Genomic DNA, 25,964 nt, shown 5'->3' on the forward strand with positions numbered 1-25,964 from the left:
ATGGGCAAGTGCGTTGCCGACGTCGGACGCGAAGGGCTTCTGGGGCGCGTTCGGCTGTTCGTGCTGGGCGGTCTGACATGACGACGCGTACTGCTTACGGCACCCCCGCGTGGATCGGCGTGCTGCTGTCGCAGCCGTGGGTTCTGCCGCTCGCGCGCCTCGCGCTGGTGTCCGCCTATCTGCTCGGCGGCGTCGCGAAGGCGCTCGATTTCGACGGCGCGGTCGCGGAACAGGCGCATTTCGGCCTGCAGCCGGCCGCGCTGTGGGCAGCGCTCGCGATAGCGGTTGAGATCGTCGGCTCGCTGTGCGTGGTGTTTCGCCGCTTCACGTGGCTCGGCGCCGGCAGCCTCGGCATGCTGACGCTCGTTGCGATGTGTGTGGCGAACGATTTCTGGAACCGTTCGGGCGCCGAGCACTTCATGGCGCTCAACAGTTTTTTCGAGCATCTCGGGCTGATCGCGGCACTCGTGCTCGCGACCGTGCTCGACGATGCGCGGCAACCGGCCGATGATGGCCGTTCCATTCGATGACGATGCAACAATCAGGACATCCCGTGATGAAATCCCTTCGTTCCGTGCTGCTCGCCGCGATGCTCGCGGGCGGCCTCGCCGCTGCCCCCGCGACGTTCGCGAAACCGCCGGCGCCGCCTGCGGCGGTGCCGACGGTGGCGGTCGGCCCGCAGTACGACACGACGCACGTGTGCGTCGCGCCCGAAGACTTCGACCGCTTCACCGACAGCTTCGTCGCGACCTTCGGCGGCAAGAAGTCGAAGCAGGGCGTGTTCCAGGTCACGCCGACGCCGAGCCAGACGATGTCGCAGCTCGTGCTGACGCCGGTCGGCACGATCTCGGTATTCGGTTTCAAGACGCCGATCCCGTATCCGTTCTGCTCGGAGCGCACCGGCTATCTCGTGACCGACATGGACGTTGCCGTGAAGTCGGCGCGCGAGCACGGTGCCGACGTGATCGTCGACACGTTTGCCGATCCGATCGGCCGCGACGCGATCGTCACGTGGGCGGGCGGCGTGAACATGCAGCTGTACTGGCACACGCAGGCGCCGCATTACGACGCGCTGCAGACCATCCCCGAGAACCGTGTGTACGTATCGCCGCAAAGCGCGCGCAAGTTCGTGCACGACTTCGTCAAGTTCTCGAAAGGCAAGGTGGTGTCCGACGACCTGAAGGCGCCGGGCATCGAGATCGGCCGGCCGGACGATACCTACCGCCGCATTCGCATCGAATCGGGCTTCGGCAGGATGACCGTGCTGGTGACGGACGGCCATCTGCCTTATCCATTCGGGCGCGAGATGACCGGCTACGAAGTGTCCGATCTCGCCGCGACGCTGAAGCAGGCCGAAGCCGCGGGCGTGACCGTACTCGTGCCGCCGTTCAAGTCGGACGGCCGCGATGCGGCGCTCGTGCAGTTCCCGGGCGGCTACGTCGCCGAAATCCACGCGAGCGCGGCGCGATGAAGCACGAGGACACGATCCTTGCCGCGGTGGCCGGCTTCGTCGACACGCTGAGCTTCGTCGCGCTGTTCGGGCTGTTCACCGCGCACGTGACCGGCAACTTCGTGCTGATCGGTGCGGGCATCGCAGGCTTCGGCCAGGGTGTCGTGCTGAAGCTCAGCGTGTTTCCGGCGTTCGTGTGCGGCGTGATCGCGAGCAGCCTGATCGCGCGGTCGATGTCCGCGCGGCCGGCGTGGCAGGGCGCGCGCATGCTGCATGCGGTGCAGGCCGTGCTGCTGCTGGGCTTCTGCGCGGCAGGCGTGTGGGCGACGCCCGTCACGCAGCCCGACAGCCTCGCCGCGCTGGTGGCCGGCATCGTGGGCACGTTCGCGATGGGCGTGCAGAACGCGCATCCGCGGGTGATCGCTCGCGCGGGCGGCGTGCCGAATACGGTGATGACCGGCAACGTCACGCAGGCGATCCTGGATGCCGTCGACATGCTGTCGCCCGGCACGGCGGACAGCGTGCGCGCGACCGCGCGCGCACGCTTCGCGAAGATGCTGCCGGCGATCGTCGCGTTCGCGCTCGGCGCGGCGGCCGGTGCGCTCGGGTTCCGCTACGTCGGGTTCCTGGCGTTGCTGGTTCCCGTCGGCGCGCTCGCGACGCTTGCGCTGTGCGCGGCGCAATCGGCCGGCGCAACCACGCAGGAGCGCGCATGATCGAGCGACGGGGCAGACGCCGCGGCCACCGCTTCGAGCGGGCCGCGCGCGTGTCCGTCGTCGCGGGACTGCTGTTCGCTGGGGCCGACGCTGCGTGTGCGGAAACGGCAGGCGCGTCGCCCTCGATCATCACGCCGGCTTCGACGCAAGAACCGGCGCCGATGTCGACTGCGTCATCGGCTTCGGCGCCGGCGTCGACGTCCGCAGCCGCGTCGACGTGCACCGCCAAGCGGCCGACGGTGCTGTTCAACCGCTGGCAGGAAGACTGGTCGGTGTTCGCGAATCCCTGCGTGCCGCATGCGCCGCTCGACGGGTTGAAATACCTCCCGCTCGGCAACGATCCGGCCTCCTATCTGTCGCTCGGCGTGAACCTGCGCGAACGCCTGGAGACCAACGACGCGCCGCTGTTCGGCATCGGCTCCGCGCAATCGGATACGTACCTGATCCAGCGCATCGAAGTGCACGCCGATGCGCACCTCGGCCGGCACTGGCAGTTCTTCGCGCAATTGCAGGACGCACGCGCGTTCGGCAAGAACGCGGTGTCGCCGGTCGACAGGAACCCGCTCGATCTCGAACAGGCGTTCGCGACCTACACGGGTGCGCTCGGCGGCGGCACGGTCAAGTTCCGCGTCGGCCGTCAGGAGATGGCGTTCGACCTGCAGCGCTTCATCGCCGCGCGCGACGGCCCGAACGTGCGGCTGGCGTTCGATGCGGTCTGGGCCGATTACGAATACGGAAAGTGGCGCTTCATCGGCTATGCGACGCAGCCGGTGCAGAACCGCAACGCGTCCGATTTCGACGACGTGTCGAATCGCGATCTCACGTTCAGCGGCGTGCGCTTCGAGCGGCAGTCGGTCGGGCCAGGCGATCTGTCGGGCTACTGGTCGCGCTACAACCGCCGCGGCGCGCGTTTCCTCGATGCGAGCGGCCCTGAGCATCGCGACGTATGGGACGTGCGCTACACGGGCACGCAGGGCCGCTTCGACTGGGATCTCGAAACGATGCTGCAGACCGGCACGGTCGGCAACGCGACGATCGGCGCGTGGGCCGTCGGTTCGATTGCCGGCTACAAGCTCGACGCGCCGTGGTCGCCGCGCATCGCGCTGCAGGTCGACGCGGCATCGGGCGACCGGCATCCGCACGACGGCCGCGTCGGCACCTTCAATCCGCTGTTTCCGAACGGCTATTACTTCACGCTGGCCGGTTATACGAGTTACGCGAACCTGATTCACGTGAAGCCGTCCGTGACGCTGAAACCGTCGCCGAACCTGTCGCTGCTCGGCGCGCTGGGCTTCCAGTGGCGCGAGACGACCGGCGATGCCGTCTATCAGCAGCCGAACATCCCGGTGCCGGGCACGGCGGGCAAGGGCGGGTCGTGGACGGGCATGTACGTGCAGTTGCGCGCGGACTGGACGATTGCGGCGAACCTGATCGGCGCGGTCGAGGCCGTGCATTTCCGGGTCGGCGACGCGATCCGGCAGGCGGGCGGGCACAACGCCGACTACGTCGGCGTCGAGCTGAAGTACGGATGGTGACGCCGCCGCGCGGCATCGTGCGCCCATGAAAAAAAGCGGCCCCGAGGGGCCGCTCTCCGTTCGAGCGAGCCGGCGGCGTGCCCGGCCCGTTCGCGATCGCGATTACAGGTTCGGCGACAGCGTGAGCGCGTTCGTCAGGTCGCCCATCGGCTGCGCGCCGTTCGCCTTCAGCGCGTCGTCGCGCTGCTGCAGGCCCGCGAGGCGCGGCAGCGAGAAGCGGCGCGTGATGAAGCGCAGGATCGAACCCGTGTCGTACTGCGTGTGGTCCACGAAACCCTTCTTCGCATACGGCGACACGATCAGCGCCGGAATGCGGGTGCCCGGGCCCCAGCGGTCGGCATTCGGCGGCGTGGCGTGATCCCAGAAGCCGCCGTTTTCGTCGTACGTGACGACCACGACCATGTTCTTCCACTGCGGGCTGGCCTGCAGGTGCGCGATCACGTCGGCGATGTGCTGGTCGCCGGAGGTGACGTCCGTGTAGCCCGGGTGCTCGTTCAGGTTCCCTTGCGGCTTGTAGAACGCGACCTGCGGCAGCGTGCCCGCATCGATCGCCTTGATGAACTCGGCGCCGTTCGCGCCGCCGTCGAGCAGGTGTTGCGCGCGGCTCGCGGTGCCCGGCGCCTGGTTCGCGAAGTAGTTGAACGGCTGGTGGTGCGGCTGGAAGTTCGGTGTCGACAGGTCGGCGCCGTAGATCACGTTTGACGTGCCGTTCTGGCTCGCCTGCAGCGCCTGGCCCCATGCGCCGCCGTACCACGCCCACGACACGCCCGCATTGGTCAGCAGGTCGCCGATGTTGGTCGCCGTCTGCGGCGGCATCGTCGACGGATTGGCCGGATCGGCGAGCAGCGGGTCGCCGCCCGTGGCCGCCTTGTTGCCGCTCGGCTGATACGCCGGCTGCATCGTGTTGACGCCGTAGAAGTCGGGCGTGAGCGCGCCGTCGTTGACGAACTTCGGCGGGCCGCTCAGCGCGGAAGCCGGCGAGTTCGTGGCCACCTTCAGCGACTTGCCGTCGGCGTTCAGCACGGCGATCTTGCCGGCCGCCGGGCTCTTGTCGGCGTTCGGGTAGTACGGTGCGCACGCGCAGATCAGGTACTGGTGGTTCAGGAACGACCCGCCGAACGCGCCCATGAAGAAGTTGTCCGCAAGCACGTACTGCTGCGCGATCTTCCACAGCGGCAGCTTCGACGGATCGGCCGTGTAGTGGCCCATCGTCAGGCCGCCGGCGTCGGTCCAGGCGGCGTACATGTCGTTCTTGCCGCCGTTGATCTGCATCTGGTCCTGGTAGAAGCGGTGCACGATGTCACGCGTCGCGATGCTCATCGACTGGTTGAAGCCTTTCGGATCGTCGATCGCGAACGGCGCGTTCGGCAGGTTCGCCGTCATCGCTTCGGTCACCGCCGGCGTGATGCCGGTCGCGGTCAGGCCGCCCCAGACCTTCGGCAGCGTCGCCATCGTCGAGCCGTCGCGATCCTTCTGCACCGAGTTCGCGGCCGTCACGTTCTGCAGACCGTTCGCGCCCGGGAAATTGCCGTACAGGTTGTCGAAGCTGCGGTTTTCGGCGTAGATCACGACGACGTTCTTGACGGCCGACAGGCCCTGCTGCGTGACGTCGTCGCCGCCGCAGGCGGTCAGGCTGAGCGCGGCCGCAAGGGCGATCGGCGTATAGCGAATCCAGGCGTGCTTCTTCATGCGATGTTCTCTCTCATTCGTCGTTGGTCGCGTGTGGGAACCGGGTGGCGGGAGGGCCGGCGCACGAACCTCGCGGTACCGCCCGGCTGCGCGCATTATCTGGAACCGATTTGACAGCCGGGTGTAGGGGCGCTTTCAATTGACTGTCGGTCGAACGTCATTCAACGGTCACGGAACTGACATAAGCTCCGGCCGATTGCCCACCGCTACTAGAACAACGACGATGCACACCCTTCTGAAATCCTTCGCGTCCGCGCGATCGCTGATTCCCGCCGCGGCGGCGCTCGCGGTGGCCGGCACGCTCGCGGCGCTCGCCGGTTGCGACGCACGGCCCGGCACGAATGCGTCGGCCGCGTCCGTCGTCCCGGCGGCTCAGGCCGCCCCGGCCGCCCCGGCGGTCGCGCCGGCCGGCCAGCCGCAGACGCGTGCACAGGTGTTCGAGGGTGTGAAGCAGATGACGGCACTCGGCAAGCAGCTGTTCTTCGATCCGTCGCTGTCCGGCTCGGGCAAGCTCGCCTGCGCGTCGTGCCATAGCGCCGAGCATGCGTTCGGGCCGCCGAACGCGCTGTCGGTACAGCTCGGCGGCGACGACATGCACCGTACCGGCTTTCGCGCGGTGCCGTCGCTGAAGTACCTGCGCGGCATCCCGCCGTTCAGCGAGCACTTCCACGATTCGCCAGACGAAGGCGACGAAAGCATCGACGCGGGTCCGACCGGCGGGCTGACCTGGGACGGTCGCGTCGATACGCGCGATGCGCAGGCGCGCATTCCGCTCACGTCGCCGTTCGAGATGAGCAGTTCGCCCGCGCGAGTCGCGAAGGCGGTTCGCGCCGCACCGTATGCCGACGCGTTCCGCAAGGCGTTCGGCGACAAGGTTCTCGGCGACGACCAGGCGACGTTCGATGCGGTGCTGCGCGCGCTCGACGCATTCCAGCAGCAGCCGGCGCTGTTCGATCCGTACACGAGCAAATACGACGCGTATCTGGCCGGCCGCGCGCAGCTCACGCCAGCGGAGTTGCATGGGCTGCAGTTGTTCAACGACGAGAAGAAGGGCAACTGCGCGAGCTGCCACGTCAGCCAGCGCACGCTCGAAGGCGGCCCGCCGCAGTTCAGCGATTTCGGGCTGATCGCGATCGCGGTGCCGCGCAACCGCGCGCTGCCCGTCAATCGCGACCCGCGCTTTTACGATCTCGGCGCGTGCGGCCCCGAACGCACCGACCTGAAGGGGCGCGACGAATTCTGCGGGTTGTTCCGCACGCCGTCGCTGCGCAACGTCGCGCTGCGCAAGACGTTCTTCCACAACGGCGTGTATCACTCGCTCGAGGACGTGATGCGCTTCTACGTCGAACGCGACATTCATCCGGAGAAGTTCTACCCGGTCGTGCACGGCAAGGTGCAGATCTACGACGATTTGCCGAAGCGCTACTGGCAGAACATCAACCGGGAGCCGCCGTTCGACCGCAAGCGCGGCGAGCAGCCGGCGCTGAACGCGGCCGAGATCAAGGACGTGATCGCGTTCCTCGGCACGCTGACTGACGGATATCGGCAAACGGCCGCGCCGGCCAAGCCCTAGAAGGCAATCATTACAGCACGCATGCTATGCTCGCTCGCTGACGGGCGTGGCGCATGCCGGAGGGCCGGTTGCCGGTTCGCCGGCATGCGCCGCGCCGTTCGATCGAACATCCAAGGAGAAAAAACATGTCGATGCGTGCATCCCTTTCCGTCGTCACGCGTGTGCTGGCCGGCGCCGCGTGCGCAGCCGCGATGCTGCCCGCCCATGCGCAGAACAACCTGAATTTCCTGAACGACACGCCGATCAGCTATTTCAGCAAGGCCGACCGCGCGTCGCTCACCAAGGCGGTCGTGCAGGCGCGCGACGAAGGCAAGGACGGCGAAACCACGACGTGGCAGAGCAGCGGCCGCGGCACGCAGATCGATGCGAAGCTCACGCCGAGCACGACCGAGGCGGACGGCAAGACCTGCCGCGAAGTCGCGACCGAAATCACCGCGAAGGGCCAGACGATGACGCTCAAGCCCGTCTACTGCAAGACGGCCGCGGGCAAGTGGCAACTGCAGAAGCGCTGAGCACGCGCGTGATGAAGCGGGGCGGCGCGCCGCGCACGGTGTCGTGCGGCGTCGTGATTCTCGATGCGGCCGGCCGCGTGTTTCTCGCGCACGCGACGGACACCACGCACTGGGATATTCCGAAGGGGCAGGGCGAACCGGGCGAGACGCCGGCCGACGCCGCGCTGCGCGAACTGCTGGAGGAAACCGGCATCGAGTTCGCGCCGGCACGGTTGCTCGATCTCGGCCGCTTCGCATACCGGCACGACAAGGACCTGCACCTGTTCGCGGTGCAGGTGGCCGAAGGCGAGATCGATCCCGAGCGCTGCACGTGTACTTCGCTGTTTCCGAGCCGCCGCGACGGCTCGATGATCCCCGAGATGGATGCGTACCGCTGGACCGTGCCGGGCGACATCGACGCCTATGCGAGCCGCAGTCTCGCGCGGCTGTTTCGCACGAAGCTGTCGCTGGCGGAGCTGCATCGGCGGTTGTCGGGCGCGTGAACGAGCGCCGCGGCTTGCGCTGCCGCCCGCCGCCGTTCGGCGCACGCCCATGAAAAAACCGGCCCTGGAGCCGGTTTTTTCATGGGCAGGCAACGGCGGCTTGCGAAGCCGCACGCCACCCGCGCGGAGCAGGGCGGTCAGGCCGGCTTGCCCCAGCTGTCGCGCAGCCCGACGATCCGGTTGAACACCGGCTTGCCCGGCTTCGAATCGACACGGTCGGCAACAAAGTAGCCGTGGCGCTCGAATTGCAGGCGCGTTTCCGGTGCGACGTCGCCGTTGCCCGGCTCGAGGTACGCCTGCACGATCTTCTTCGAATCGGGGTTCAGCGCTTCGAGGAAGTTCGCGCCGCCCGCGTCCGGGTGCGGTTCCTTGAACAGGCGATCGTAAATCCGCACTTCGGCCGGCTGCGCGTGCTTCGCGCTGACCCAGTGGATGTTGCCCTTGACCTTGTAGGTGTTCGCGCCTTCGGTGCCCGATTTGCTGTCCGGGAAGTAGTTGCAGTGCACGGCCGTCACGTTGCCGTCGGCGTCCTTGTCGAAGCCCGTGCATTCGATCACGTAGCCGTAGCGCAGGCGCACCTTGTTGCCCGGGAACAGGCGGAAATAGCCCTTCGGCGGATTCTCGACGAAATCCTCGCGCTCGATCCACAGTTCGCGCGAGATCGGGAACGTGCGCACGCCGCGGTCCGGATGATGCGGATGCACGGGCGCCGTGCAGGGTTCCTCGAGGTCTTCCGGATAGTTGTCGATCACGAGCTTCAGCGGATCGAGCACCGCGACCGTCCGCGCGGCCTTTTCGTCGAGGTCGTCGCGCAGCGCGCCTTCGAAGATGCTCATGTCGATCCACGAATCGATCTTCGTCACGCCGATCCGCTCGCAGAACAGGCGAATGCTCTCCGGCGTGAAACCGCGACGGCGAATGCCGACGATCGTCGGCATGCGCGGGTCGTCCCAGCCGTCGACGTGGCCTTCGGTGACGAGTTGCAGCAGCTTGCGCTTGCTGGTGATCGCGTACGTGAGGTTCAGCCGCGAGAATTCGATCTGTTGCGGCAGCGGGCGCGTGAACACGCCGGCTTCCGCGAGCTCGTTCAGCACCCAGTCGTACAGCGGGCGGTGATCCTCGAACTCGAGCGTGCACAGCGAATGCGTGATGCCTTCGAGCGCATCGGAAATGCAGTGCGTGTAGTCGTACATCGGATACACGCACCATGCGTCGCCGGTGCGGTAGTGGTGCGCGTAGCGGATCCGGTAGATCACCGGGTCGCGCATGTTCATGTTCGGCGAAGCCATGTCGATTTTCGCGCGCAGCACGTGCTCGCCTTCCTTGAACTCGCCGGCCTTCATGCGGCGGAACAGGTCGAGGTTTTCCTCGGGCGAGCGGTCGCGGAACGGCGACGGCTTGCCGCCTTCGGTCAGCGAGCCGCGGTTCGCGCGCATTTCGTCGGCGCTCTGGCTGTCGACGTACGCCTTGCCGCGCTGGATCAGCAACTCGGCGAATTCGTACAGCTTGTCGTAGTAGTCGCTCGCGAAATACTGATGATCGACCGCGTCCTTGCGCCAGTCGAAGCCGAGCCAGCGCACCGCGTCGACGATCGAGTCGACGTATTCGACGCTTTCCTTTTCCGGGTTCGTGTCGTCGAAGCGCAGGTGGCACACGCCGCCGTAGTCGCGCGCGACGGTGAAGTTCAGGCAGATGCTCTTCGCATGACCGATGTGCAGATAGCCGTTCGGCTCGGGCGGGAAGCGCGTCTCGACGCGGCCGCCCCATTTGCCGGTGCGGTTGTCGTCGTCGATGATGTTGCGGATGAAATTGGAAGCCGCGGGGGCGTCGTTGCGTTCGGTGCTCATGCGGTTGGCGTCAGGGTTGTGTCGGCGCGTCGCGCCGGTTTAATCCTGTAATTCTACCTGACCGGGGTCCGTCCCGCGCGGCCTGCCGGTCGGGTGGCCTGCGTTCGCGATGCGTACCGCAATATATCGAGTGTGTGTCGGCTGTAACACGACGTAAATCGGATTGCCGGGGCCGTTCGGCTTTTCCTATGATGGCTTCACCGATTCAATGCCGCCATTCGCAATTTTTGCGTGGCGGGAGGAAGCCAATAATCATGATGAAGAAGACCACTTTTCTCGTTCGTACCGCGGTGATCGTCGCGGCTCTTTCGCAACTCGGCGCATGCGCGATGACGCATACGCAGCGCAATGCCGGTATCGGCGCGGCCGCGGGCGGCGCGCTCGGCTACCTGATCACGGGCGGGCCGGTCGGCACGGTCGCCGGGGCGGCGGCAGGCGGCCTGGTCGGCGCAGGCGTGCGCTGATCCACGCCGGCGTGCGCGGGCCTGAGCGTGCTCGCGCGATGCCGGCCGGGCGTGACGCCGTTCCGTACGCGTAACGGCCCGCCCGCACACCTCTTCCATTTTTCGACAGGCAGCATCAGGGAGGAATGGGTGTGCGACACTTCGTCGACGCCACATAACGACTTCATTCGTCGACGAATCCTTTCATGAGCGACCCCCTCGTATTCGTGCTGCCGGGCTACGGCAACTCCGGTCCGTTCCACTGGCAAAGCCGCTGGGAGCGCGCCGACGCGCGTTTCGTGCGCGTCGCGATGCCCGACTGGGAGCGGGCATTCCGCAACGGCTGGTGTCTCGCGCTCGACCGGGCGATCGAAGCCGCGCGCGGGCCGGTGCTGATCGCCGGCCACAGTCTCGGCACGCTGACCGCCGCATGGTGGGCGACCCGCTACGCGCGGCCGGCCGCGCTCGCGAAAGTGCGCGGCGCGCTGCTGGTCGCGCTGCCCGATCCTGCCGGGCCGGCGTTTCCGGCCGACGCGCACGGCTTCGGCCCGGTGCCGCACGAGCGGTTGCCGTTTCCGACCTGCGTCGTCGCAAGCAGCGACGATCCGTATGGTTCGCTCGCGTTCGCGCACGGCTGCGCGAACGCGTGGGGCAGCACGTTCCACGAGCTCGGCCCGCGCGGCCACATCAACGCGGATAGCGAGCTCGGCGACTGGCCGCAAGCGCGCGGCTGGCTCGATGCGCTCGCACGTTAGTTCGTCTGCGCGTCGCGCGCGAGTCGCGGCTGTTCGATTCGACCGTTGTCGTCGCGTGCGCCTGGCGCCGCGACGCCGTCGCCCCGAACCGCGTCAGATCGCCTGTTTCGCCTTCAACGCGGCGATCCGCGCGTCGTCGTAGCCGAGCATGTCGCGCAGCACGTCGTCCGTCTGCGCGCCGAGCAGCGGCGGGGCCGTGCGCGCGTCGGGCGGTGTCGCGCTCATCCGGATCGGGTTGCGCACGAGCTTCACGTCCGCGCCGCACGGGTGCGGCAGCGACACCTGCATCCCGCGCGCGACCACCTGCTCGTTGTCGAACACCTCGTCGAGATCGTTGATCGGCCCGCACGGCACGCCGGCCGCTTCGAGCGCGCCGATCCAGTCGGCCTTGTCGCGCGCCTTCACCATCTCCGCGAGGATCGGCACCAGCGTGTCGCGATGGCGCACGCGCGACGGATTCGTCGCGAAGCGCTCGTCGTCAGCCAGCTCGGGCCGTCCGCCGGCCTCGACGAACTTGCGGAACTGCCCGTCGTTGCCGACCGCGACGATGATCCAGCCGTCGCGCGTCTGGAACGTCTGGTACGGCACGATGTTCGGATGCGCGTTGCCCCAGCGCACCGGCGGCTTGCCGCTCGCGAGGAAGTTGGTGTTCATGTTCGCGAGCAGCGCGACCTGCACGTCGAGCAGGGCCATGTCGATGTACTGGCCTTCGCCCGTGCGGTCGCGGTGCGCGAGCGCGGCGAGCACGGCGATCGTCGAATAGAGGCCGGTCGCGAGATCGGCGATCGCGACGCCGGCCTTCTGCGGGCCGCCGCCCGGTTCGCCGTCGCGTTCGCCGGTGATGCTCATGAAGCCGCCGATCCCCTGCACGATGAAATCGTAGCCCGCGCGATGCGCGTACGGGCCGGTCTGGCCGAAGCCGGTGACCGAGCAGTAGACGAGATCGGGCTTCACCGCGCGCAGCGAATCGTAATCGAGCCCGTATTTCTTCAACTGGCCGACCTTGTAGTTCTCGAGCACGACGTCGCTTTGCGCGGCGAGCTCGCGCACGATCTGCTGGCCCTCCGGCGTCGCGATGTCGATCGTCACCGAGCGCTTGTTGCGATTCGCCGCGAGGTAGTACGCGGCCTCGGCGGTATCCGCGCCGTCCGCGTCCTTCAGGTACGGCGGGCCCCAGTGGCGCGTGTCGTCGCCGGCGCCCGGGCGCTCGACCTTGATCACGTCCGCGCCGAAATCGGCAAGGGTCTGCGCGCACCACGGGCCCGCGAGTACGCGGGTGAGATCCAGCACGCGGATATGGCTCAGGGCACCCATCGTCGAAACGTCTCCTTTCATGGCTGGCCTGCCTTGCCGGGCACGGCCGATTGGCATGCCGAGCATCTTAAGGCGAATCGGCCGCGCCGGTGGCCCAGGCCGGTCGTCCGGCGCAGCGGGCCGCTGCCGCTTGGGCGGGCGGTCTGTATCGTATAATCGATCGTTTCCGAATCCATGCCGCCGCGCGCCCCGCCTGGGGCGCCGGCGTTTGAAGCCGTCTTTGCCAGACTGTCCCCGCACGCCATGAAAGCTGCCGAAATCCGCGAGAAATTCCTCAAATTCTTCGAATCGAAGGGCCACACGATCGTCCGCTCGTCGAGCCTCGTGCCCGGTAACGATCCCACGCTGATGTTCACGAACTCGGGCATGGTCCAGTTCAAGGACGTCTTCCTCGGCACGGACCCGCGCCCGTACTCGCGCGCCACCACCGCGCAGCGCAGCGTGCGCGCGGGCGGCAAGCACAACGACCTCGAGAACGTCGGCTACACGGCGCGCCATCACACGTTCTTCGAGATGCTCGGCAACTTCTCGTTCGGCGACTACTTCAAGCACGACGCGATCAAGTTCGCGTGGGAGCTGCTGACCACGGTCTACCAGCTGCCGAAGGAAAAACTGTGGGTCACCGTCTACCAGGAAGACGACGAAGCGTACGACATCTGGGCGAAGGAAGTCGGCGTGCCGACCGAGCGGATCATCCGGATCGGCGACAACAAGGGCGCGCGCTACGCGTCGGACAACTTCTGGACGATGGGCGACACGGGCCCGTGCGGCCCGTGTACCGAAATCTTCTACGACCACGGCCCGGACGTGTGGGGCGGGCCGCCGGGGTCGCCTGAAGAAGACGGCGACCGCTACATCGAGATCTGGAACCTCGTGTTCATGCAGTTCAACCGCGACGCGCAGGGCAACATGACGCGCCTGCCGAAGCAGTCGGTCGACACCGGCATGGGCCTCGAGCGTCTCGCCGCGGTGCTGCAGCACGTGCACAGCAACTACGAGATCGACCTGTTCCAGAACCTGATCAAGGCCGCCGCGCGCGTGACCGAGATCGACGACCTCACGAACAACTCGCTGAAGGTGATCGCCGATCACATCCGCGCGTGTTCGTTCCTGATCGTCGATGGCGTGATCCCCGGCAACGAAGGCCGCGGCTACGTGCTGCGCCGGATCGTGCGCCGCGCGATCCGCCACGGCTACAAGCTGGGCCGCAAGGGTGCGTTCTTCCACAAGCTGGTGGCCGACCTCGTCGCCGAGATGGGCACGGCCTATCCGGAGCTGAAGGAAGCCGAGCAGCGCGTGACCGACGTGCTGCGCCAGGAAGAGGAGCGCTTCTTCGAAACCATCGAGCACGGCATGTCGATTCTCGAAGCCGCGCTCGCCGACGTCGACGCGAAGGGCGGCAAGGTGCTCGACGGCGAGCTCGCGTTCAAGCTGCACGACACCTACGGCTTCCCGCTGGATCTGACGGCCGACGTGTGCCGCGAGCGCGGGATGACGGTCGACGAGCCGGCATTCGACGACGCGATGGCGCGCCAGCGCGAGCAGGCGCGCGCGGCCGGCAAGTTCAAGGCGACGCAGGGCCTCGAATACACGGGCGCGAAGACCACGTTCCACGGTTACGAGGAAATCGCATTCGACGACGCGAAGGTCGTCGCGCTGTACGTCGACGGTTCGGCCGTCAATGAAGTGAAGGCCGGCCAGGATGCGGTGGTCGTGCTCGACCACACGCCGTTCTACGCGGAATCGGGCGGCCAGGTCGGCGACCAGGGCGTGCTCGCGAACGCCGCGACGCGCTTCGCGGTGGCCGACACGCTGAAGGTGCAGGCCGACGTGATCGGCCACCACGGCACGCTGGAGCAGGGCACGCTCAAGGTCGGCGACGTGCTGCGCGCGGAAATCGACGCGCAGCGCCGCGCCCGCACGCAGCGCAACCACTCGGCGACGCACCTGATGCACAAGGCGCTGCGCGAAGTGCTCGGCGCGCACGTGCAGCAGAAGGGTTCGCTCGTCGACGCGGAAAAGACCCGTTTCGACTTCGCGCACAACGCGCCGATGACCGACGACGAAATCCGTCGCGTCGAGCAGATCGTCAACGCCGAAATCCTCGCGAACGCGCCGGGCATCGTGCGCGTGATGCCGTACGACGAAGCGGTGAAGGGCGGCGCGATGGCGCTGTTCGGCGAGAAGTACGGCGACGAAGTGCGCGTGCTCGACCTCGGCTTCTCGCGCGAACTGTGCGGCGGCACGCACGTGCACCGCACCGGCGACATCGGCCTGTTCAAGATCGTCGTCGAAGGCGGCGTCGCGGCCGGCATCCGCCGCGTCGAGGCGATCACCGGCGATAACGCGCTGCGCTACGTGCAGGAGCTCGACGCGCGCGTGAACGAAGCGGCGGCGGCGCTGAAGGCGCAGCCGTCGGAACTCACGCAGCGCATCGCGCAGGTGCAGGACCAGGTGAAGTCGCTCGAAAAGGAACTGGGCGCGCTGAAGTCGAAGCTCGCGTCGAGCCAGGGCGACGAGCTCGCGCAGCAGGCCGTCGAAGTCGGCGGCGTGTACGTGCTGGCCGCGACGCTCGACGGCGCCGACGCGAAGACGCTGCGGGAGACGGTCGACAAGCTGAAGGACAAGCTGAAGAACGCGGCGATCGTGCTGGCGGCCGTCGAAGGCGGCAAGGTCAGCCTGATCGCGGGCGTCACGCCGGATGCGAGCAAGAAGGTCAAGGCCGGCGAGCTCGTGAACTTCGTCGCGCAGCAGGTCGGCGGCAAGGGCGGCGGCCGTCCGGACATGGCGCAGGCAGGCGGCACCGAGCCGGCGAACCTGCCCGGCGCGCTGGCCGGCGTGAAGGGCTGGGTCGAAGAACGGCTCTGATCGTTGCACGACCGATGCGATGTCGTCGTACCGACGGCATCGCGTCAAGCGAAAAACGACCCGATCGGCAGATGTGCCGGTCGGGTCGTTTCGTTTGTGCCGTACCGGCGCGTCGCTCGATGCGGCGACGCGCGAGCCCGGTCAGGCCGGCACGGTCACGGTCGGCTTCGCCGCGTCGCCGGGCTGTCGCGCGGCGTCGGTGAGCGCATCGCGCAGCGCGGCGAGTGCCGCCGACGCATAACCCTGCCGCCACGCGAGCAGCGTGTCGATACCTTCCAGTTCGGGAATCGTGTGCGCGGCGATGTTGCCGGGCTCGGGCTGCAGATTCAGCACCGAACGCGGCGCGACCGCGATGCCCGCGCCGGCCGCGACGCACGCGACGATCGCGTGATACGAGCCGAGCTCGAGCACGCGCGCCGGCTTCGCACCGTGCGCCGCGTACCACTGCTCGACGTACTTGCGATACGCGCAGCCGCGCTCGAACGCGATCAGCGTCGGCAGGAGCACGTCGCGCGGCGTGCGTACCGGCGGATGGCCGCGCGGGGTGAGCAGCACGAGATCCTCGCGGAAGATCGGCACCGTCTCGAACGTGTCGGGCAGCATGTCCGGCTCGGGCGGGCGCGCGAACAGCGCGGCGTCGATTTCGAAATCGCGCACGCGGTCGATCAGGCAGCCCGTCGTGCCCGTCAGCAGTTCGAGCGATACGTCGGGCCATGCATGGTGGTAGCGCGCGAGGAGGGTCGGCAGCCGGCTCGCGGCCGTGCTTTCCATCGTGCCGAGCCGCAGCCGGCCGCGCGGCGTGTCCTCGCGCACCGCGTCGCGCGCCTCGTCGGCGAGCGCGAGCAGGCGCTCCGCATACGGCAGCAGCGTATGCCCGGCCGGCGTCAGCACGAGCCGGCGGCCGTCGCGCACGAACAGCGCCGCGCCGAGCTCCTCCTCCAACTGCTTGATGCGCGTCGTGACGTTCGACTGCACGCGATTGAGCTTGGCCGCTGCGCGCGTTACGCCGTTCTCGCGCACGACCGCCCGGAAGATCGCCAGCGCCGCCAGGTCCATGATTCTCTCCACGGGATGACTTGATTCTCAATTATTCATTTTTAGAGAACGTTTGGTCAAGCTAGGATGGACACGTTCCGATTCCCGATCCGGCCGGCGTGCGACGCGTCGGCCCATGCCGCCATGTCTCGCTTCGATGCTCCGACCGCCGCCACGCGCGTGCTTTCGTCCGACCACGCCGACCGTCGCGCCCGCGCGGCCGCGCTCGCCTGCATGATCGGTCTGGCCGTCGTGCTCGGCGTCGGCCGTTTCGCGTTCACGCCGCTGTTGCCGCTGATGCTCGCGGACGGCTCGATCGGCCTGAAAGCCGGCGGCTGGCTCGCGTCGGCGAATTACGCGGGCTACTTCGTCGGTGCGGTCAGTTGCGCGGCGCTGCGCGTCGCGTCTGCGCGGATGGTGCGTGTCGGGCTCGTCGCGACCGTGCTGCTGACCGCCGCGATGGGTGCCGGCCACTGGCTGCCGGCGTGGCTCGTCGTGCGTTTCGTCGCGGGCGTCGTCAGCGCATGGACGTTCGTGTTCATGTCGCAATGGGGATTGCGGCGCCTGGCCGAGCTGAGTGCGCCCGAATGGAGCGGGGTGATCTACGCGGGGCCGGGCGTCGGCATCGTCGTGACGGGGCTGATCGGCAGTGCGCTGGCCGGGCAGCGTGCGGCGGTGGGCTGGCTCGGTTTCGCGGTGCTGTCGGCCGTCCTGTCGGCAGCGATCTGGCGCACGTTCGGTGCGGCGTCGGCCTCGGCGCACGCGCAGGCGGCGCCGCATCCGGCCGCAGGGGCGCTCGCCGCCCCGGCGGCGCGGGCCGCCACGCGAAGCCGTCGCGCGGACGCCGCGTGGCTCGTCGTGCTGTACGGCGCGCCGGGCTTCGGTTACATCGTCACCGCGACGTTCCTGCCGGTGATCGCCCGCGCCGCGCTGCCGGCCGGTTCGCCGTGGCCCGACCTGTTCTGGCCGATGTTCGGCGCGGCGCTGATCGTCGGCGCGATCACCGCCGCGCGGCTGCCCGCACACTGGGACAACCGGCTGCTGCTCGCGGCCGGCTGCGCGACGCAGGCGCTCGGCATCGCGGCCGGAATCGTGTGGCCGAACGCGGCCGGCTTCTCGATCGGCAGCGCGCTGCTCGGCCTGCCGTTCACCGCGATCACGCTGTTCGCGATGCGCGAGGCGCGGCGCCTGCACGGCGAGCGTGCGGCCGGGCTGATGGGCTATGCGACCGCGTCCTACGGCGTCGGGCAGATACTCGGGCCGCTCGTCGCGGCGCCGCTCGCCGCGCGCTTCGGGTCGTTTACGCCTGCGCTGTGGGTCGCGGCGGCCGCGCTGCTGATCGGCGCCGCAGGCTTCGCGGCGAGCGCCGCACACGGGCGCCGGTCATCCTGAAGCCGGTGGGGCCGGATCGTCTCGGGCGCGGGCAAACTCGCTAGAATGAAGCCTTTCCCGCGCCGAGCGGGTGCGCGGGCAGCCGGCAGACGGCCGTCCGGCGCTCGCCAGATTTCCATCGATGACCACCGCCGACTATCGCTTTTGCCCGCGCTGCGCGAGCCCGCTGACCGAGCGGGCCGATCCCGACCATGAGGGCGGCCGCATCCGCCAGGCCTGCCCCGATGAATCCTGCGGCTACGTGCACTGGAACAACCCGCTGCCCGTCGTCGCCGCGATCGTCGAACTCGACGGCAAGATCCTGCTCGCGCGCAACGCGGCGTGGCCCGAAGGGATGTTCGCGCTGATCACCGGCTTCCTCGAAAACGGCGAGACGCCCGAGGACGGCATCGCGCGCGAGGTATTCGAGGAAACCGCGCTGAAGGCCGAGCACGTATCGCTCGTCGGCGTGTACGAATTCATGCGCAAGAACGAGCTGATCATCGCGTACCACGTGCGGGCGTCGGGCACGGTGTCGCTGTCGCCGGAACTGCTCGAATACAAGCTCGTCGATCCGCCGCTGCTGCGCCCGTGGCGCGCCGGCACGGGCGTCGCGCTCGCCGACTGGATGCGTGCGCGCGGCCTCGATTTCGAATTCGTCGACCGGCCGGGGCAGTGACGCACCGGCCTGCCCGCAGCATGCCGTCCGCCGTGGCGCGCGCGATCGCGTCGCGGCGCTTCGTCGCCGGCCGGCGCGCCGCGTCGTGCGGCCGTCACGCGTCGTCCCCGTCGTTTCCTCCGCTTCCATCGTCCTGACCGCCATCGCCATGTCCGACAAGCCGCAGCCGCGTCCGCGCGACGCCTATCGCCACTTCCTGCCGATCACGACCCGCTGGATGGACAACGACGTCTACGGGCACGTGAACAACGTCGTCTACTACAGCTACTTCGACACCGTCGTGAACGAGTACCTGATCCGCGCGGGCGTGCTCGACGTCGAGCACGGGCAGACGATCGGGCTGGTCGTCGAGACGCAGTGCAACTACTTCGCGCCGCTCGTGTTCCCGCAATCGGTCGACGCGGGCCTGCGCGTCGTGAAGCTCGGCACGTCGAGCGTGCGCTATGAAGTCGGGCTGTTCGCACAAGGCGATGCGTTGCCCGCCGCGCAGGGGCATTTCGTGCACGTGTACGTCGATCGCGGCACGCGTCGCCCGGTGCCGCTGCCCGATGCGCTGCGCGCCGCGCTCGAACCGCTTGCCGCCTGACGATACGCGGTGCACGCGTTCGCGCTCCAGGCCTTCAACGGCCTCAGCTACGGCTTGCTGCTGTTCATGCTGTCGGCCGGCCTCACGCTGATCTTCAGCGTGCAGGGCGTGCTCAACTTCGCACATGCGAGCTTCTACATGCTCGGGGCGTATGTCGGCTACGGCATCGCGGCCTCGGCGGGCTTCTGGCCCGCGCTCGTGCTCGCGCCGCTGGCCGTCGGGCTGCTCGGCGCCGGCTGCGAACGCGCGCTGCTGCGCCGCGTGCAGTCGCGCGGCCATACGAGCGAACTGCTGCTGACCTTCGGTCTCGCGTACCTGATCGGCGAGGGCACGAAACTCGCATGGGGTCTCGCGCCGCTGCCGGCGCCCGTGCCGCCGCTGTTCGACGGCGCGCCCGTGACCGTGTTCGGTCTCGCGTTGCCGCGTTACCGGCTGTTCATGATGGCGATGTCCGCGACGATGCTGGTCGCGCTCGGCGGGCTGCTGCGCGCATCGCGCATCGGGCTCGTCGTGCGCGCGGCGCTCACGCATCGCGCGGCCGTCGAGGCGCTCGGCTACGACGTGCCGCGCGTGATGACGGCGCTGTTCGGTGCGGGCACCGCGCTCGCGGCGCTGGCCGGCGTGATCGGCGCGCCGCTCGCGGTGATCGAGCCCGCGCTCGCCGAGACGGTCGGGTCGGTCGTGTTCGCGGTCGTCGTGATCGGCGGCCTGGGCTCGCTCGGCGGCGCGTTCGTCGCGTCGCTCGCGGTCGGCTTCGCGCAGACCTTCGCGGCCGCGAGCGACACGTCGCTGCGCGACCTCGCGCAATGGACGGGCATCGCGCTGCCCGACAGCGTCGCCGCGGTGTCGATCGCGCAACTGGCGCCGCTGGTGCCGTACCTGCTGCTCGTCGCGGTCCTGGTCGCGCGGCCGCGCGGGCTGTTCGGCGAGCGTGCCGATGCCTAGCCGCGCACTGGCCGGATGCGTGCGCTGGGCGCTGTTCGCCGCGTGCGTCGCGCTGCCCGCCTGGCTGTGGCCGCATGGCGCGGTGCTCGGCTATCTCGCGCAGACGGCCGCGCTCGTCGTGCTCGCGCTGTCGTACAACCTGCAGCTCGGCACGACCGGGCTGCTGTCGTTCGGGCATGCGGCATTCGCGGGCCTCGGCGCGTTCGCGGCCGCCCACTGGTTCAACCACATCGGCGGCCCGCTGCCGCTGTTGCCGCTCGTCGGCGGCATGGCCGGCGCGGGCTTCGGATTCGTCGCCGGGCTGCTGGCGACGCGCCGTTCCGGCACCGCGTTCGCGATGATCACGCTCGGCCTCGGCGAATGCGTCGCGGCCGCCGCGTGGAGCGTGCCCGCGTGGTTCGGCGGCCTCGGCGGCGTGCCGATCGATCGCGCGAGCGGTGCGCCGTGGGGCAACGCGCATTTCGGTGCGCCGGCGCACGCGTATGCGTTGATCGCCGCGTGGTGCATCGTGTCGGCGTGGGCGATGCATGCGCTGACGCGCACGCCGCTCGCGCGGCTCGCGAACGCAGTGCGCGACAACCCGGCGCGCGTCGCCGCGCTCGGCACCGATCCGCGCCGTGTGCGGCTCGCGATGGTCACCTGCGCATCGTTCTTTGCCGGCATCGCCGGCACGCTGACGCTGATCGACGTCGAGATCGCGACGCCCGACAGCGTGTCGATGGCGCGCTCGGCGACCGTGCTGATCGCCGCGGTGATCGGCGGCACCGGCGCATGCTTCGGGCCGGCGGCCGGCGCGGCCGTGCTGACCGCGCTGAGTATCGTCGTCGCGGGCGTGTCGCGCGCGTGGGCGCTGTATCTCGGCGTGCTGTTCGTCGCGATCGTCGTGGCCGCGCCCGGCGGGATCGCGGGCATTGTCCGGGCGCTCGCGCATGCGCTGCGGCGCGGCGCGCCGGCCGTCGAGCGATGGCGCGTGCTGTGCGCCGTCGGTGCGTGCGCGTTCTGGGGCGTCGCGATCGTCTGCGCGGCCGAGCTCGGCTATGCATGGCGCTTCGCGCAGGACGACGGCACGGGCCTCGCGTTCGGCGCGTGGGGCATCGACGCCGATACGCCGGCCGGCTGGGCCGTCGCGTGCTCGGCGGCCGGCATCGGCACGCTGCTGTGGAGCTGGCGCGCGCGGCTCGGGCATGGCGCGGCGGTGGCCACGCAGGAGGACGCGCGATGAACGGCAACGCAATCGCGCTTCACGGCGTCGTGCAGCGCTTCGGCGCGCAGACCGTGCTCGACGGTGTCGACTTGAGCATCGCGGCCGGCGAGCGCCATGCGCTGATCGGGCCGAACGGCGCGGGCAAATCGACGCTGTTCGGCGTGATCGCCGGGGCGACGCGGCCGACGCGCGGGCGCGTCGTGCTGCACGGCGTCGAGTTGCGCGGACGCGGGCCGGTTGTCGCGAGCCGCCTCGGCATCGGCCGCAGTTTCCAGCAGACGAGCGCGTTCGCGCGCCTGACCGTGTTCGACAACCTGCGCTGCGCGGCGCTGCATGCGCCGGCCGAGCGGCGGCGCTGGTGGAACCGGCTGCGCGAATCGGCGTCGGTCGATCTCGCGGCGGCACGCGTGCTGCACGACATCGGCCTCGACGCGCGGCGCGACACGCCGGCCGCCGAGCTGAGCTATGCGGAGCAGCGCGCGCTGGATCTCGGGATCGCGCTCGCGAGCGGCGCGCGTACGCTGTTGCTCGACGAACCGACGGCCGGCATGAGCCGCGCGCAGGCGGCGCGGATGATCGCGCTGATCCGCGCGACGACGCAGGGCCGCACCGTGCTGATGATCGAGCACGACATGGACGCGGTGTTCGGTTTCGCCGAACGCATCACCGTGCTCGTGCGCGGCACGGTGGTCGCGACCGGCGCGCCCGACGCGATCCGCGCCGATTCGCGTGTGCGGGCCGCCTACCTGGGCGAGGGCGCGGCATGAGCGCCGTGCTCGATATTCGCGGGCTGCGTGCGTGGTACGGGTTGCAACCCGTGCTCGACGGCGTCGATCTCGCGCTCGCGCCGGGCGAGACGCTCGCGCTGCTCGGCCGCAACGGCTCGGGGCGCTCGACGCTCGCGAAGGCCGTGATGGGGCTCGTGCGCACGGCCGGCTCGGTGCGCATCGCCGGCGCCGAATGCGCGGGTGCGCGGACGTTCGAGATCGCGCGGCGCGGCGTCGCTTACGTGGCCGAAAGCCGCGACGTGTTTCCGCTGCTGACCGTGCGCGATAACCTGCGGCTCGGTTTGCGCGGCGCGAGCGGCGCAACCGAACGCGCGGCGCTCGACCGCCTGTTCGAGCGTTTTCCGCTGCTGGCCGCGCGCGCGGGCGTGAAAGCCGGGCGGCTGTCGGGCGGCGAGCAGCAGGTGCTCGCGCTGGTGCGCGCACTCGCCGGCCGGCCGCGCGTGCTGATCGTCGACGAACCGGCCGAAGGGCTCGCGCCGCTCGCGGTCGACGAAGTCGGTGCGTGCCTCGCCGCGCTGCAGGCCGACGGCGTGTCGATCGTGCTGATCGAGCAGCGGTTGCAGCTTGCGCCGCGGCTCGCGCGGCGCGCGGCGGTAATGGGGCGCGGACGGATCGTCTACGACGGTGGGCTCGACGGGCTGGGCGGCGAGGTTGCTCACGCGTGGCTGAGCGCCGGCTGACGGCATCCAGTCGATTGTTCGGCAAACTCCGCCAGTCAATTCGCTTTGGGCCGCTTTATCGCCGCGGTGCCGCACCGTACATTGCCTGTCAGGCCGGTCGTCATCGCAACGCATCGATGCAACGACGCATCGACGCATCGACGCGTCGTCTCGGCAACCGGCGCCATCCATCGAACGTCTTCTGACTGAGGAATGAAATCATGAGCAAGCTGGCAGGCAAGGTAGCGATCGTCACGGGCGCATCGAAGGGCATCGGCGCGGCAATCGCGAAGGCACTGGCGGGCGAAGGTGCATCGGTCGTCGTCAACTACGCGAGCAGCAAGGCAGGCGCGGATGCGGTCGTGAGCGCGATCGCGGAAGCGGGCGGCCGCGCGGTCGCGGTCGGCGGCGATGTGTCGAAGGCCGCCGACGCGCAACGCATCGTCGATACCGCCATCGAAACGTATGGTCGTCTCGACGTGCTCGTCAACAACTCCGGCGTGTACGAATTCGCGCCGATCGAAGCGATCACCGAAGAACACTACCGCCGGCAGTTCGACACGAACGTGTTCGGCGTGCTGCTGACCACGCAGGCGGCGGTCAAGCATCTCGGCGAAGGCGCGAGCATCATCAACATCAGCTCGGTGGTGACCAGCATCACGCCGCCCGCCAGCGCCGTGTACAGCGGCACGAAGGGCGCGGTCGACGCGATCACCGGCGTGCTCGCGCTCGAACTCGGCCCGCGCAAGATCCGCGTGAACGCGATCAACCCGGGGATGATCGTGACCGAAGGCACGCACAGCGCGGGCATCATCGGTTCCGATCTCGAAGCGCAGGTGCTCGGCCAGACGCCGCTCGGCCGCCTCGGCGAGCCGAACGACATCGCGTCGGTCGCCGTGTTCCTCGCATCGGACGATGCACGCTGGATGACCGGCGAACACCTTGTCGTGAGCGGCGGGTTGAACTGAGTCGACATTAGGGGGCCGTGCGCGCGGCAACGTGCCCCCGCGACTGCAGCGTCGCAGGCCCTGCTGCCCCGCACCTCCGCTGCGCGGATTCGGTCGGGTTTGCGAAAACGCGAATTTCGATATTTAATTCCTCTGAACTGATCCGGCGGATTCGAATCCGGACGCAGACGGCACACATCGCTGGCCGGCCGGGTGCACATCGGCGGCGCGACCGTCGGCACGCTGCCGACGCCGACATGGTTCGTCTTTGGGGAAGCGGGGCATGAGACGTGCGGTCATCACGGGGATCGGCATTGCGTCCAGCATCGGCAGCGATGTCCCGACCGTGCGCGAAGCGTTGCGCACGGGTCGCAGCGGTGTCGTGTTTTCCGAATCGTTCAGGGACGCGGGATTGCGCAGCCACGTCTGGGCACCTGTCGAGGTGCCCGCTGCCGACCGAGTCGATCGCCGGCATCTCCGATGGATGACCCCTGCCGCGCTGCAGGCGTTCGCATGCATGCAACAGGCGATCGACGACGCGCGGCTGCCTCCGCGTCTGGTATCGAACGAGCGCACCGGCGTGATCGTCGGCAACGCGTGCGGGATGTCGCTCGGATACGTCCATGCGGTCGATGCCATGCGTACGCGCGGAGTGCGCGGCGTCGGCGCGTACGACATCGTGCATTCGATGCCGTCCGTGCATGCCGCGTGCCTTGCCGTCGCGTTCGGCGTACGCGGCGTGAGCTATGCGATCTGTGGCGCGTGCGCCGCATCCGCACAGTGCATAGGCCATGCCGTCGAATTGATCCGGGCGGGCACGCAGGACATCGTGTTCGCCGGCGGCGCTGAAGAACTGGGCTGGGAAATCGCATGCCAGTACGATGCGATCGGCGCACTGTCCACCCGCTTCAACGATACGCCGATGCGTGCGTCGCGCACCTATGATGCGGCTCGCGACGGCTTCGTGATCTCGGGCGGCGCAGGGATCGTCGTGGTCGAGGAAATGAACCATGCCATCGAGCGCGGCGCGCGCGTGCATGCGGAAGGGATCGGCTACGGCACGACGACCGACGGCATCGACATGGTCCTGCCGTCCGGCGAAGGCGCCGAGCGCAGCATGAGGCTCGCGTTGCTCGGTATCGATTTGCCGATCGACTATCTGAACACGCACGGCACGTCTACGCCCGTCGGCGACATCCGCGAACTCCGCGCGATTCGGAATGTGTTCGGCGAGGCCGCGCCGCCGTTGTCGTCGACCAAGTCGACGACCGGCCACGCGCAGGGTGCGGCCGGCGTGCACGAATTTATCTATGCACTGCTCATGATGAGCGGGGGATTCATTGCACCGAGCATGAACATCGAGCAGCTCGACGACGGCGCACGTGGCTTCGACATCGTCACTGCGACCACGCAGCGGAAACTGACGACCGTGATGACGAACAGTTTCGGTTTCGGCGGCGTCAATGCGACCCTCGTCATGACGAACGCCTACTGTGCGCAGACGCAATAGCACGCTGCCGCATGCCTTTTTCCGAACTGCCGATTTCTCCTGGAGGTCTCGACATGGACGCTGCTCCCTGCCATCGCAGTCATCATCTTTCGCTGCGCGTGCCGTTCGCGGATGTCGATCTCGGCGGCGTCGTCTATCACGCGAACTACCTGCGCTGGTTCGATCAGGCCAGGATGGAATGGTATCGCGCCAACGGCATCGATCTCGCGCACATGATGGCCGAGCTGCGAACCGGACTTATCGTCTGCCGTATCGAGACGGAGTTCCTGTCGCCGGCACATCACGACGAACCGTTGACGATCCGCACGACACTCGCCGAGTTCACTCGCGTACGTCTCGCGTTCCAGCAGGAGGTCTATCGCGACGATACGCTGCTGGCAAAGGGGCGAACAGGGCTCGCCGGCGTGAATCTCGACACGCTGCGGCCCGTTCGGGTTCCGTTTGCGTTTCGCGTCGAATGAAAGAGGGATGCCGAGGGGCTGCGCGATCCGCTGCCCATCGGCCGCGAGCGGGGGCGACGCGCTACGCGCTCATCGCCAGCGCATTCGCGCCGACGTGCCACCGCAAGCATTCGACGACGAGCGCGTGATCGCGTTCGGAGCCGAGGCCCGCGATCGCCATTGCGCCGACGAGGCCGGCGCCGGCGATCCGCAACGGCACGCCGCCGCCGTCGAGCGCGTAGTCGTCGTCCGACAGGCCCTGCGACCGCAGCGACCAGCCTGCACGCCGAAAGCGCGCGCCGACCGCGAGCGAACTCTGGCCGAAACGCAGGACCGTGTTTTGCCGTCGGCGGATCGCATCGCCGTCGTGCGCGCCGCTACCGTCGAGCGCGCAGTAGAACAGCAGCGCCTGCTCGCCGACGATGCCGACCGCAATCGGCAGCCCGCGTCGCGACGCGAGGTTGACCGCGATTTCTCCCATGCGGCGCGCGACGGCTGCATCGAAGTGCGGCAGCGCCGGAGTCGACGCATCGTCGTCGAAGGCGTGGGGTTCGAGGCGAAAGGGGGACGTCACCATGGCGGGCTCCGTGGCGTTGCCGGCTCGATACGCGGGCCG

At 68.8% G+C, this 25,964-nt stretch carries 25 protein-coding genes; 20 read left to right on the forward strand and 5 right to left on the reverse strand.

Features of this window, described 5'->3' with window-relative positions; all coding sequences use genetic code 11:
- Nucleotides 1–77: 77 nt before the first annotated feature.
- From WS61_RS28640 to WS61_RS28655, 4 genes are read left to right on the forward strand one after another with little or no spacing between them, the layout of a single operon-like run.
- Nucleotides 78–530, forward strand: coding sequence for a DoxX family protein (locus WS61_RS28640; RefSeq protein ID WP_059505597.1), 453 nt, complete (start codon nucleotides 78–80; stop codon nucleotides 528–530).
- A gap of 26 nt (nucleotides 531–556) precedes the next feature.
- Nucleotides 557–1,471 (forward strand): VOC family protein, encoded by a 915-nt coding sequence (locus WS61_RS28645; RefSeq protein WP_059505599.1) that lies wholly within the window; start codon nucleotides 557–559, stop codon nucleotides 1,469–1,471.
- Nucleotides 1,468–2,166, forward strand: a complete 699-nt coding sequence (locus WS61_RS28650; RefSeq protein WP_059505600.1) for a YoaK family protein — start codon at nucleotides 1,468–1,470, stop codon at nucleotides 2,164–2,166. Before WS61_RS28645 ends, WS61_RS28650 begins: the two co-directional genes overlap by 4 nt.
- Nucleotides 2,163–3,701 carry an alginate export family protein gene (locus tag WS61_RS28655; protein ID WP_059505696.1) on the forward strand — a complete coding sequence of 513 codons (1,539 nt, stop codon included), beginning with the start codon at nucleotides 2,163–2,165 and terminating at the stop codon, nucleotides 3,699–3,701. Before WS61_RS28650 ends, WS61_RS28655 begins: the two co-directional genes overlap by 4 nt.
- Before the next feature lie 102 nt (nucleotides 3,702–3,803).
- Here the strand turns inward: WS61_RS28655 and WS61_RS28660 are convergent, their stop codons facing one another.
- Complete coding sequence (locus WS61_RS28660) at nucleotides 3,804–5,390, reverse strand: acid phosphatase (protein WP_059505602.1); 1,587 nt, start codon at nucleotides 5,388–5,390, stop codon at nucleotides 3,804–3,806.
- A gap of 223 nt (nucleotides 5,391–5,613) precedes the next feature.
- Between WS61_RS28660 and WS61_RS28665 the strand changes: the two genes are divergently transcribed.
- The 3 genes from WS61_RS28665 (at nucleotide 5,614) to WS61_RS28675 (ending at nucleotide 7,957) form a co-directional block, all read left to right on the forward strand.
- Nucleotides 5,614–6,963 carry a cytochrome-c peroxidase gene (locus tag WS61_RS28665; RefSeq protein WP_059505604.1) on the forward strand — a complete coding sequence of 450 codons (1,350 nt, stop codon included), beginning with the start codon at nucleotides 5,614–5,616 and terminating at the stop codon, nucleotides 6,961–6,963.
- Between the two features lie 125 nt (nucleotides 6,964–7,088).
- Entirely contained in the window at nucleotides 7,089–7,475 is a 387-nt protein-coding gene (locus tag WS61_RS28670; protein ID WP_059505606.1) for a hypothetical protein, read from the forward strand.
- A gap of 11 nt (nucleotides 7,476–7,486) precedes the next feature.
- Nucleotides 7,487–7,957: an NUDIX hydrolase gene (locus WS61_RS28675; RefSeq protein ID WP_059505608.1), complete on the forward strand. Its 471-nt coding sequence runs from the start codon at nucleotides 7,487–7,489 to the stop codon at nucleotides 7,955–7,957.
- 137 nt (nucleotides 7,958–8,094) lie between these two features.
- On the opposite strand, the gene WS61_RS28680 is transcribed toward WS61_RS28675, so the two are convergent.
- Nucleotides 8,095–9,804 (reverse strand): glutamine--tRNA ligase/YqeY domain fusion protein, encoded by a 1,710-nt coding sequence (locus WS61_RS28680; RefSeq protein ID WP_059505610.1) that lies wholly within the window; start codon nucleotides 9,802–9,804, stop codon nucleotides 8,095–8,097.
- A gap of 254 nt (nucleotides 9,805–10,058) precedes the next feature.
- Between WS61_RS28680 and WS61_RS28685 the strand changes: the two genes are divergently transcribed.
- The gene (locus WS61_RS28685; protein ID WP_006497729.1) at nucleotides 10,059–10,268 is read left to right on the forward strand and encodes an ornithine acetyltransferase; all 210 of its coding nucleotides are present in this window, start codon (nucleotides 10,059–10,061) and stop codon (nucleotides 10,266–10,268) included.
- A gap of 185 nt (nucleotides 10,269–10,453) precedes the next feature.
- Entirely contained in the window at nucleotides 10,454–11,002 is a 549-nt protein-coding gene (locus tag WS61_RS28690; protein ID WP_059505612.1) for an alpha/beta hydrolase, read from the forward strand.
- 93 nt (nucleotides 11,003–11,095) lie between these two features.
- On the opposite strand, the gene WS61_RS28695 is transcribed toward WS61_RS28690, so the two are convergent.
- The gene (locus WS61_RS28695; protein ID WP_059505614.1) at nucleotides 11,096–12,316 is read right to left on the reverse strand and encodes a CaiB/BaiF CoA-transferase family protein; all 1,221 of its coding nucleotides are present in this window, start codon (nucleotides 12,314–12,316) and stop codon (nucleotides 11,096–11,098) included.
- A 243-nt stretch (nucleotides 12,317–12,559) separates the two neighbouring features.
- Between WS61_RS28695 and alaS the strand changes: the two genes are divergently transcribed.
- Nucleotides 12,560–15,184, forward strand: coding sequence for an alanine--tRNA ligase (gene alaS / locus WS61_RS28700; protein ID WP_059505616.1), 2,625 nt, complete (start codon nucleotides 12,560–12,562; stop codon nucleotides 15,182–15,184).
- A 141-nt stretch (nucleotides 15,185–15,325) separates the two neighbouring features.
- Here the strand turns inward: alaS and WS61_RS28705 are convergent, their stop codons facing one another.
- Nucleotides 15,326–16,240, reverse strand: a complete 915-nt coding sequence (locus WS61_RS28705) for a LysR family transcriptional regulator (protein ID WP_059505618.1) — start codon at nucleotides 16,238–16,240, stop codon at nucleotides 15,326–15,328.
- 123 nt (nucleotides 16,241–16,363) lie between these two features.
- Here WS61_RS28705 and WS61_RS28710 point away from each other — a divergent pair, with 123 nt between their 5' ends.
- From WS61_RS28710 to WS61_RS28755, 10 genes are all read left to right on the forward strand, one after another.
- Nucleotides 16,364–17,611: a YbfB/YjiJ family MFS transporter gene (locus WS61_RS28710; protein ID WP_059505698.1), complete on the forward strand. Its 1,248-nt coding sequence runs from the start codon at nucleotides 16,364–16,366 to the stop codon at nucleotides 17,609–17,611.
- A gap of 121 nt (nucleotides 17,612–17,732) precedes the next feature.
- On the forward strand, nucleotides 17,733–18,269 hold the full coding sequence (locus WS61_RS28715; RefSeq protein ID WP_059505619.1) for an NUDIX domain-containing protein: 537 nt from the start codon (nucleotides 17,733–17,735) through the stop codon (nucleotides 18,267–18,269).
- A 148-nt stretch (nucleotides 18,270–18,417) separates the two neighbouring features.
- Nucleotides 18,418–18,855 (forward strand): thioesterase family protein, encoded by a 438-nt coding sequence (locus WS61_RS28720; protein WP_059505621.1) that lies wholly within the window; start codon nucleotides 18,418–18,420, stop codon nucleotides 18,853–18,855.
- Between the two features lie 9 nt (nucleotides 18,856–18,864).
- Complete coding sequence (locus tag WS61_RS28725; RefSeq protein ID WP_059505623.1) at nucleotides 18,865–19,800, forward strand: branched-chain amino acid ABC transporter permease; 936 nt, start codon at nucleotides 18,865–18,867, stop codon at nucleotides 19,798–19,800.
- Entirely contained in the window at nucleotides 19,793–21,022 is a 1,230-nt protein-coding gene (locus WS61_RS28730; RefSeq protein ID WP_059505625.1) for a branched-chain amino acid ABC transporter permease, read from the forward strand. Before WS61_RS28725 ends, WS61_RS28730 begins: the two co-directional genes overlap by 8 nt.
- Nucleotides 21,019–21,771 (forward strand): ABC transporter ATP-binding protein, encoded by a 753-nt coding sequence (locus tag WS61_RS28735; protein WP_059505627.1) that lies wholly within the window; start codon nucleotides 21,019–21,021, stop codon nucleotides 21,769–21,771. Before WS61_RS28730 ends, WS61_RS28735 begins: the two co-directional genes overlap by 4 nt.
- Nucleotides 21,768–22,472: an ABC transporter ATP-binding protein gene (locus WS61_RS28740; protein ID WP_059505629.1), complete on the forward strand. Its 705-nt coding sequence runs from the start codon at nucleotides 21,768–21,770 to the stop codon at nucleotides 22,470–22,472. Before WS61_RS28735 ends, WS61_RS28740 begins: the two co-directional genes overlap by 4 nt.
- A 200-nt stretch (nucleotides 22,473–22,672) precedes the next feature.
- Nucleotides 22,673–23,419 carry an SDR family NAD(P)-dependent oxidoreductase gene (locus tag WS61_RS28745; RefSeq protein ID WP_059505631.1) on the forward strand — a complete coding sequence of 249 codons (747 nt, stop codon included), beginning with the start codon at nucleotides 22,673–22,675 and terminating at the stop codon, nucleotides 23,417–23,419.
- Between the two features lie 262 nt (nucleotides 23,420–23,681).
- Entirely contained in the window at nucleotides 23,682–24,908 is a 1,227-nt protein-coding gene (locus tag WS61_RS28750; RefSeq protein WP_059505632.1) for a beta-ketoacyl synthase N-terminal-like domain-containing protein, read from the forward strand.
- A gap of 53 nt (nucleotides 24,909–24,961) precedes the next feature.
- Nucleotides 24,962–25,369 carry a YbgC/FadM family acyl-CoA thioesterase gene (locus WS61_RS28755; RefSeq protein ID WP_059505634.1) on the forward strand — a complete coding sequence of 136 codons (408 nt, stop codon included), beginning with the start codon at nucleotides 24,962–24,964 and terminating at the stop codon, nucleotides 25,367–25,369.
- Between the two features lie 61 nt (nucleotides 25,370–25,430).
- On the opposite strand, the gene WS61_RS28760 is transcribed toward WS61_RS28755, so the two are convergent.
- The gene (locus tag WS61_RS28760; protein WP_059505636.1) at nucleotides 25,431–25,925 is read right to left on the reverse strand and encodes a heme-degrading domain-containing protein; all 495 of its coding nucleotides are present in this window, start codon (nucleotides 25,923–25,925) and stop codon (nucleotides 25,431–25,433) included.
- Nucleotides 25,926–25,964: the final 39 nt, after the last annotated feature.

The organism is Burkholderia sp. ABCPW 11 (genome assembly GCF_001523445.1).
GTDB lineage: Bacteria > Pseudomonadota > Gammaproteobacteria > Burkholderiales > Burkholderiaceae > Burkholderia.

What these genes read in the sequence shown, in the direction of transcription:
- WS61_RS28735 (WP_059505627.1), top strand. Translation starts at nt 21,019, where the DNA reads ATGAACGGCAACGCAATCGCGCTTCACGGCGTCGTGCAGCGCTTCGGC.
- WS61_RS28685 (WP_006497729.1), top strand. Translation starts at nt 10,059, where the DNA reads ATGATGAAGAAGACCACTTTTCTCGTTCGTACCGCGGTGATCGTCGCG.
- WS61_RS28665 (WP_059505604.1), top strand. Translation starts at nt 5,614, where the DNA reads ATGCACACCCTTCTGAAATCCTTCGCGTCCGCGCGATCGCTGATTCCC.
- WS61_RS28730 (WP_059505625.1), top strand. Translation starts at nt 19,793, where the DNA reads ATGCCTAGCCGCGCACTGGCCGGATGCGTGCGCTGGGCGCTGTTCGCC.
- WS61_RS28650 (WP_059505600.1), top strand. Translation starts at nt 1,468, where the DNA reads ATGAAGCACGAGGACACGATCCTTGCCGCGGTGGCCGGCTTCGTCGAC.
- WS61_RS28675 (WP_059505608.1), top strand. Translation starts at nt 7,487, where the DNA reads ATGAAGCGGGGCGGCGCGCCGCGCACGGTGTCGTGCGGCGTCGTGATT.
- WS61_RS28715 (WP_059505619.1), top strand. Translation starts at nt 17,733, where the DNA reads ATGACCACCGCCGACTATCGCTTTTGCCCGCGCTGCGCGAGCCCGCTG.
- WS61_RS28740 (WP_059505629.1), top strand. Translation starts at nt 21,768, where the DNA reads ATGAGCGCCGTGCTCGATATTCGCGGGCTGCGTGCGTGGTACGGGTTG.
- WS61_RS28710 (WP_059505698.1), top strand. Translation starts at nt 16,364, where the DNA reads ATGTCTCGCTTCGATGCTCCGACCGCCGCCACGCGCGTGCTTTCGTCC.
- WS61_RS28695 (WP_059505614.1), bottom strand. Translation starts at nt 12,316, where the DNA reads ATGGGTGCCCTGAGCCATATCCGCGTGCTGGATCTCACCCGCGTACTC.
- WS61_RS28705 (WP_059505618.1), bottom strand. Translation starts at nt 16,240, where the DNA reads ATGGACCTGGCGGCGCTGGCGATCTTCCGGGCGGTCGTGCGCGAGAAC.
- WS61_RS28760 (WP_059505636.1), bottom strand. Translation starts at nt 25,925, where the DNA reads ATGGTGACGTCCCCCTTTCGCCTCGAACCCCACGCCTTCGACGACGAT.
- WS61_RS28640 (WP_059505597.1), top strand. Translation starts at nt 78, where the DNA reads ATGACGACGCGTACTGCTTACGGCACCCCCGCGTGGATCGGCGTGCTG.
- WS61_RS28660 (WP_059505602.1), bottom strand. Translation starts at nt 5,390, where the DNA reads ATGAAGAAGCACGCCTGGATTCGCTATACGCCGATCGCCCTTGCGGCC.
- WS61_RS28745 (WP_059505631.1), top strand. Translation starts at nt 22,673, where the DNA reads ATGAGCAAGCTGGCAGGCAAGGTAGCGATCGTCACGGGCGCATCGAAG.
- WS61_RS28670 (WP_059505606.1), top strand. Translation starts at nt 7,089, where the DNA reads ATGTCGATGCGTGCATCCCTTTCCGTCGTCACGCGTGTGCTGGCCGGC.
- WS61_RS28655 (WP_059505696.1), top strand. Translation starts at nt 2,163, where the DNA reads ATGATCGAGCGACGGGGCAGACGCCGCGGCCACCGCTTCGAGCGGGCC.
- alaS (WP_059505616.1), top strand. Translation starts at nt 12,560, where the DNA reads ATGAAAGCTGCCGAAATCCGCGAGAAATTCCTCAAATTCTTCGAATCG.
- WS61_RS28750 (WP_059505632.1), top strand. Translation starts at nt 23,682, where the DNA reads ATGAGACGTGCGGTCATCACGGGGATCGGCATTGCGTCCAGCATCGGC.
- WS61_RS28680 (WP_059505610.1), bottom strand. Translation starts at nt 9,804, where the DNA reads ATGAGCACCGAACGCAACGACGCCCCCGCGGCTTCCAATTTCATCCGC.
- WS61_RS28720 (WP_059505621.1), top strand. Translation starts at nt 18,418, where the DNA reads ATGTCCGACAAGCCGCAGCCGCGTCCGCGCGACGCCTATCGCCACTTC.
- WS61_RS28755 (WP_059505634.1), top strand. Translation starts at nt 24,962, where the DNA reads ATGGACGCTGCTCCCTGCCATCGCAGTCATCATCTTTCGCTGCGCGTG.
- WS61_RS28645 (WP_059505599.1), top strand. Translation starts at nt 557, where the DNA reads ATGAAATCCCTTCGTTCCGTGCTGCTCGCCGCGATGCTCGCGGGCGGC.
- WS61_RS28690 (WP_059505612.1), top strand. Translation starts at nt 10,454, where the DNA reads ATGAGCGACCCCCTCGTATTCGTGCTGCCGGGCTACGGCAACTCCGGT.